Origin of the sequence: Methanosarcina spelaei (assembly GCF_002287235.1) — an archaeon.
Taxonomy (GTDB): Archaea; Halobacteriota; Methanosarcinia; order Methanosarcinales; family Methanosarcinaceae; genus Methanosarcina; species Methanosarcina spelaei.
The window spans coordinates 25,398-32,882 of the sequence record NZ_LMVP01000368.1 but is presented as its reverse complement, the minus strand read 5'-3'; the positions used below and the strand labels follow the sequence as shown (position 1 = coordinate 32,882).

General features: G+C 36.6%; 5 protein-coding genes. 3 read left to right on the top strand and 2 right to left on the bottom strand.

The annotated features are described in order from the left end of the window. Positions 1 to 163: 163 nt before the first annotated feature. Positions 164 to 382, top strand: a complete 219-nt coding sequence (locus tag ASJ81_RS14825; RefSeq protein WP_095645061.1) for a PLDc N-terminal domain-containing protein — start codon at positions 164 to 166, stop codon at positions 380 to 382. Between the two features lie 76 nt (positions 383 to 458). Next, positions 459 to 881: a hypothetical protein gene (locus tag ASJ81_RS14820; protein WP_095645060.1), complete on the top strand. Its 423-nt coding sequence runs from the start codon at positions 459 to 461 to the stop codon at positions 879 to 881. Positions 882 to 1,326: 445 nt separating this feature from the next. Here ASJ81_RS14820 and ASJ81_RS14815 read toward each other — a convergent pair whose 3' ends face one another. Beyond that, positions 1,327 to 3,729 carry a heavy metal translocating P-type ATPase gene (locus ASJ81_RS14815; protein ID WP_394339141.1) on the bottom strand — a complete coding sequence of 801 codons (2,403 nt, stop codon included), beginning with the start codon at positions 3,727 to 3,729 and terminating at the stop codon, positions 1,327 to 1,329. 1,891 nt (positions 3,730 to 5,620) lie between these two features. After that, positions 5,621 to 5,857 (bottom strand): hypothetical protein, encoded by a 237-nt coding sequence (locus ASJ81_RS14805; RefSeq protein WP_095645068.1) that lies wholly within the window; start codon positions 5,855 to 5,857, stop codon positions 5,621 to 5,623. Between the two features lie 523 nt (positions 5,858 to 6,380). On the opposite strand from ASJ81_RS14805, the gene ASJ81_RS14800 reads away from it, so the two are divergent. Then, a complete protein-coding gene (locus ASJ81_RS14800; RefSeq protein ID WP_245860191.1) occupies positions 6,381 to 7,196 on the top strand; it encodes an AIM24 family protein in 816 nt (271 codons plus the stop codon). Positions 7,197 to 7,485 lie beyond the last annotated feature (289 nt).

The following is a 7,485-nucleotide window of genomic DNA, read 5'->3' as shown; positions in this document are numbered from 1 at the left end:
GGGGAAGTTTTCCATCCCCGCAGCAAGCTAGCGGGGTATTCGACTGAAATAAAATTGTTTAATAATAAAAGACATACTTAAATACTAAAATTTTATTACAGATAATTATGAAATTATCAATTTGTAAGCATATATCCGAAAATAAAAATTCGAGGCTGATAAAATGATCGGCTTTTCTTATGTTTTTATTCTTTTAGCATTAATTGGTATACTTTCCTTTATTTTCTGGATATGGATTCTTATTGACTGTGCAAAGAATGAGACAGATATAGGAAACACACGCCTGATCTGGGTCGCAATTATTGTCTTAACTTTTATCGTGGGAGCTTTTCTATACTATCTCATCCGACGCCCTAAGAGACTTTTAGAGCTGGGGGAATAAAATCGGATAGGAAAAAACCGGAAAATAAAAATGGAGATTTAACATCTAAATAAATATGAACATATTCAAATTATTAATGGCTATTCTTATGGTTGTAAGTGCCACGATAATTGCACAGCTGGTTAACAACCCTGCTGAAAAAGACAGTGCGGGAGATCGAGACGGCATCCTGAAGAAGAATTATCTGGAGGTGTTTGTGAGCGAATCCGGAAGTTATGAAGACCGATTAGTATTTACTTACAGTCCAAAAAATCCGGACTCAAAATTTGACTGTTATATAACATATCAGTTCAGAGAAAATGGAAATGCCCTCGAAAGCATCGATAAAGAATTTTACGGAAACATTTCTACTGAAAATCCGATTATACTCGAATTTCCAAGAAAGAAAGATTTCACCTACGAACTGGAAACTGCGATAAAAGACAAAAGCGGAATCAACCTGTACAAAAACAATGCCGAAATCGGTCCTTCAACTATAGTAAATGAAACAAGCAGTTAAATAAAAGTTAAAATTTGAACCCGAAGCTTACTAGAACACAAAGAAACTAGAAAGTAAAAATGTTTTTTTAATACCCGAGTTCTGGAACGAAGTCTTTCCATTAACTTTTGATGATTTTTCCCACTTACAACTCTAATTTATCTTCATTGGTCATCGGTTAAGGAAAAATCGTTATCAATTGCATTGATTTTCATAAAATTTATTAAATTATTCATCAAATGCAAAACTGGAATCTGATATCGATTTCAATTTAAACACTAAACATTTGGGTTTGAGTTTTTCCGTCGAAATCGAGATCAGCAGCTCAAAATCCTTAACCGAATACAAATGAATTTATCTTTTCTTTTTCTTCCCCATAAGCCTGGAAATAAATCCGATTATAGTGGAAGCAAGTGCGACGAAAGCAAGTATTTTTTTTATACCACCTAAGATTCCCAGCACAAAATCACCCCATCTTTAAAGTTTTAGCGTTTATTGCTACAATCACGGTGCTCAAGCTCATGAAAACTGCACCAATAGCAGGACTCAATAAGATTCCGTATCCATAGAGTACCCCGGCTGCAAGAGGAATTGCAAAAACGTTGTATCCTGTTGCCCAGAGGAGATTCTGATACATCTTGGAGTAAGTTTTTCTGGAAAGCTTAATTATGTAAACTACATCCCCAGGATCATTTTTTACCAGGACAATATCAGCGGTCTCAATTGCAACGTCAGTACCTGCACCGATGGCTATCCCGACGTCAGCCTGAGCCAGGGCAGGTGCATCATTAACCCCATCTCCGACCATACCTGTGATATATTTCGCCTGGACTTCCTTGACTTTCTCTGCTTTTTCGTGAGGAAGGACTTCAGCGAAATAATCATCGAGTTCTAATTCCTGGGATACCCAGGCTGCTACGTAACGATTATCTCCTGTAAGCATAAGGCATTTAATTCCCATGCTTTTAAGTTTTGAGATAGCTTCCCTGGACTCTTTCCTGATAATGTCGGCAAGTGCAACAGCTCCAAGTACACGGCCCTCCTGAAGCAGGAAAACGACAGTTTTTCCCTGTGCTTCGATTTCTTCAATCTTTTCGTTTTTGAGAACAATTCCGTTTTCTTCAAGGTAGCCAGGGCTTACAACAAGGAATTTTTTTCCTCCAACCAGGCCCTGTACTCCCTTTCCCGGAATTGAACTGAATTCTTCCACGGACTGAGTCTGTAATCCTTTTTCCCGGGCACTTTCCAGAATACCTGCAGCAATAGGGTGCTCAGAACTGGCTTCCAGAGAAGCTGCAAGGCTTAAGATTCTATCACTACTCACTCCGTTATCTCCGTCCTCAGACCCAATTTTTTCTCCTGAAAAAGAAACTACATCCGTAACTCCAAACCGACCTTCGGTCAATGTACCGGTTTTGTCAAAAATGATAGCTTGAAGATTGCGTGCTCTTTCAAATGCCTGTCTGTCCCGGATAAGAAGCCCGGTTTTTGCGGCAATGGACGTTGAAACTGCGACCACGAGAGGTATTGCAAGCCCAAGGGCATGCGGACAGGTAATAACCATCACAGTCACTGCCCTTTCAAGTGCAAAGACAAGCTGCTGGCCGATAAGAATCCAGAGAATAAAAGTGAGAGTTCCCACGGAAAGGGCTATGACTGTGAGATACATGGCAGCCCGGTTTGCCAGGTCCTGGGTTTTTGATTTGCTTTCCTGAGCAGCTCTGACAAGTTCGACAACCTGGTTGAGATAGGTATCCTTTCCGGTTTTTTCTACACTAACAACAAAAGCCGCTTCTCCATTAATCGAGCCACCAATAACGTCATTTCCAGGTTTTTTCGTAACAGGCTTCGACTCTCCGGTAAGCATGGATTCGTTGACGCTGCTTGTCCCCTCTACAACAGTCCCATCTACAGGCACTTTTTCTCCGGGCTTAATCAAAACCTTATCCCCGACTTTTAGCTGGTCAACTGCGACATCAACAACCTCACCATTTTTCTTCATATGGGCAACCGAAGGCATAATTTTTACCAGCTCTTCGAGGGCTCTTGAAGCTCCCATAACCGAACGCATCTCAAGCCAGTGCCCAAGCAGCATTACATCGATAAGGGTCACGAGCTCCCAGAAAAAAACCTCCCCATGAAGCCCGAAAACCACAGCCGAGCTGTAAAAATATGCCACGCTTATCGCAACGGCTATAAGAGTCATCATTCCAGGCGATTTATTGGAAAGTTCCTCTTTAATCCCCCTTAGAAAAGGGTACCCGCCATAGAAATACACAACAGAAGAAAGCAAAAAAATTATATAGTCTGCACCTGGAACACGAAATTCAAAATTAAAAAAATCCTGAATCATAGGCGAAAGCAGCAAAACAGGAAAAGTTAACACAAAAGAAACAACAAATCTTTTTCTAAAATCTTCAAGCATGTGAGTATGATGGTTGCCGTGCTCTTTCCCACCGGTTGCTTCGTGATCTTCATGTTTCATCCCTTCGTGTTTCATCTCTTCTTGTTTCATTCCTTCATCCTTCATGCCATGCTGCCCATGCTTCGTCTCATCATGCTGTGTCTCAGCCAGTTTGTGTTCCATTTCGTTACGTTCGTGTTTCATTTCATCAGGCTGTTCAGAGCTCCTATAATCTACTTCTTCACGTTGCCCTTGGTCCAGTGATTTTTCTTCAGTATTCATGGTTTGCTCTTCGGGATTACCGTGATGTGCCATACCTGCAGGCTTATTCCTACGTTCTTCGTGAGACCCACGTAAATTTCCTTGCATGTCTCTTCCGAACTTGCGCTCTTTATCATTGGATGAGGATTCATTTACCTGGCTATTAGAAATCCCGGTGTCCACTCTCTTCTCTTCAGCCTGCATGTTTTCCCAATTCCCCTGGTTTTAATTTTTATTTTTAAATATATTAGAGTTTCTGATATATTTGAAGGCAACGAAGCTAAAAGAACCAAATATCCTGCAAAAAAAGAAAAAATTCTTTTATAACCAGCTAATTCAAAGGATCAACTTTTAAAAGATAAAACGGAGAAAAAACTAAAGAAACACCTAAAAAGTTCGTAAACAGACGAAGGAAAGGAAACCAAAACTAAGCTACTTTAAGCCTTCTAGAGGGAAAATAAAGAAAAAAATATGTATGTGAGAAAATATTTAATGGTTCGCTATCCGAACACTATGACGCACAGTGAGGATCAGAATAAAAAGCAAAACGATGCTAAAGATCCCGATAAAAATAGCATCCCTAAAGGCTATGTCCAGAGGAATATGACTAATAGACCCATAATCTGGAGGTAAGAAAGTCATAATTTAATCTACGTACTCAAATATAATAAACTTATCGAATTGTCTTATACAAGACATAAAATAAATAAATATGTCTGGCTATTTAAAAACAGAATCTAGTACTGCGATTCCGAAGTAGGTTCATAAAACTTAACTTTTGAATAGATCCGAAGATCACTGATCTTTCTAGGGAAATAAAGAATTGATTTTGGAATCGAAGCACTAGAACTATGAAATTAAAATCCATGCACACATGTTTCTTCGCATGTTTGTTCAAGAATTCTCTGTATTGACTTATTTTTATAATGAACTGAATATAAAGGATAGGTGTGTAGAAAAGATAATTGAGAATAACTCAAAAACAGATTATAGATATTCACGTGATATTTTTATTTTCTTCACTTTGTTTATCTTATAACTCCCTGCTTCCCAGATTAAGATAATGTAAAATAACGTAATCAAAAATTCGTATTTACGGGTATGTAAAAAGAATAAAAAATGAATATTTAAAGAGTATGTGGCTACTCTTCTTTGCATGGTTGGGGATTTATATGTTATTAAATCTATTAAATTCATAATCTGAATTACAAATATCAGATTAATTCCTGACCGGAAAACATGATCTATTTCGTATTTTTTCTCTATTATTAAGTCGTGTTATGATCATTTTGACAAATAATGATCCGAACATGAATTAAAATAGGAAGATTATGTCGCCAACCGTACAAGATTTGTTTTTGTATTTCTTTGCGATATATTTCTCTTTGATAATAGCTCGCTCCCACGAAATATACAAGCCGTGGGACACATATAGTGCCTGGAAGGGAAAGTCTCACAATATTAAACGCTTATTAACAGGATGGATTATTTTATTCATTGTACCGCTGTTGCATTTCGCAGTTTTATTTATCCTTTTGGGGTCAGTTGAAATTTCACTCGATATGACAATTAGCAGTATTTTAGACGTTACCTTAATCAGCATTGGTTCATTTTTTGAATTTGGGTACTTCAGAATTTATGAAGCTTTTCTACACAAATATCCAGATTCTTTTTTCACTGATGAAGATAATATCCGAAGAGAGCTCTCAGTTCGTTCGGACTTTTGGGCTCATTTTATACCTGGTATTTTATACGTGGCCATATCAACTTTGATGGTGATAATAGCGATTTACCTTTGAGTCTATCTCAAAATTCATTTTAGATTCAATTACTATAGACTTCTACTATAGACTTTTACTTAGACTTTTCAGTACAGAAGTTCCAAGACTTTTCTCATTTTTTAATTCTCAAAACCTATGAAATTAAATTAAAAATAGTAGCTTAAAGTTTCAAAAAACCTCAATAACAAATAAGTTAAAACATATCCGAAATTTATTCCAGATTAGCACAAGTTTAACATATACTCTTTAAGAATAGTATAAATTTTTATTTAAGAAAATCTTGGCAAAATTTGGAAGATAATTTTAATGTTATATCAGAAATCATACAGATATCTAGTTTCTTTGACGACTTTACCAGTACCGTCTTTTTCTACAAATCTCATGATTTCTTTGTCATAAGTGACCACTGCATTGCAGTAAGGACATGGCTCTCTGTTTTTATACATTATAGAGTGCAGAAACGACTCTTCATCTTCAAACTGAAGAAGTTGTGAGCTGAACCAATTTCTACACTTTGTGCATCTAACTTCACAGCTTTTTGTATTGTTCATTTCTTTCATCTTCATACTTAGTTTTAATATTAATAAAATATTATCGAACTTATATATAACCAACGTGACTGAAATTAGTTATGTTATAGTACTTGAAAAATAAACGTACTCTAATATTTTCTACTTATTCTTAGAACAAAGGATATTACAGAATGTACGCCAATTACGAAGAGGAAGATAAATCTCGAGTAAGAGGAAAATCAGATAAAATTCTAATAGAATCAACTGACTTAAAACTCTAATTTTTTAGATAATTCTATATAAAAGAAATAGAATATAGTATAAAAAAATTTACTTTAAATTTATAGCATTTACAATATCAATAAGCCTGGTTGAAAAAACCTGTATAATTCATAAAACCAGATAGAATCCCTACTATTGGTCAAAAACGCGACTGATCGGAAAATTGACTTTTCATTAAATAGAGAATTTATTATGAAATCCTAAACGCTAGTTCTGTAAATATTCTTTGGTCAGCAAAAAATATGAATTATTTTCAAATCAATTGAAAGGTAGTAAGCCAATGATCGAACAAAGTTTTTATGACAACATCAATGTGCTAGAATGCGTTGAGAGAGAAGGGATAAAAATTGAGATCCTTCAGTACAAAAATCTGCGAGGACTTAGAGACTCTCGCCTTGCAGAAAATCTGTATAATATTGAAAAAGTAGGAATGAGCCTGAAGCAGGTAAAAATTACTCTTCAAAACAGCTCGATAACTACCGAACCGGGAGCTCTTTACTTTCACAAAGGAAATATTTGTGCAGAATGCCAGATAGGAGGGGTTGGAGGCCTTGCAAAGAAACTGATAAAGAATTCACTGACTGAAGAAGCTGCCTTCAATCCTACTTATTCAGGTACTGGAGAGATTTTTCTTGAACCAAGTTTCGGTCATTTCATATTGATGGAACTGGACAATGATCCTATTATTGTAGATAAGGGAATTTTCTATTGCTGTGAAAGCGGAGTCAGTGTAGAAGTTTCATCCCAGAAAAATCTATCGTCAGGGCTATTTGGAGGAGAAGGTTGGTTTCAGACCAAACTCAGTGGAAAGGGCCTATGTGCTCTTGCAATCCCAGTACCTCTAAGTGAAGTTCTGAAATATGAACTTAATAATGAAAGACTGCAAGTCGATGGAAACTTTGTATTCCTAAGATCATCCTCTATCAAATTTACGGTTGAGAGATCTGCAAAGAAATTGGTTGGAAATTTAGCCAGTGGAGAAGGAGCCCTTCATACCTATGAAGGCACTGGAAAAGTCTGGATGGCTCCCACGCAGTCCGTGTATAAAACACTTGGGCAGAACTATTCACCTAGTGGAGAAAACATTGGCGAGTAACAAAGGCTGATTTAATCGTCGAGTTCATCCCAAAACCAATTTTATCCCAAATTTATACTATTTCATGTTAGAAATTAGAGTGATAATTCCAAGTTCATGGTTTTGGGATAGACTCAAAGTTAAAAACAAAACTCTCATTCACTTACGTTGATATCGACCAAAGCTTGACTCTCACAGGCTCTTTTTCTCTAAAGAACCCGAAATTTCTTCCTCCTCTTAGAGGCTTTTTCACGGAACAGAAATATCTTTCTCTGCAATCAAGTGTGTATAAATATCCCAATTGTAGACT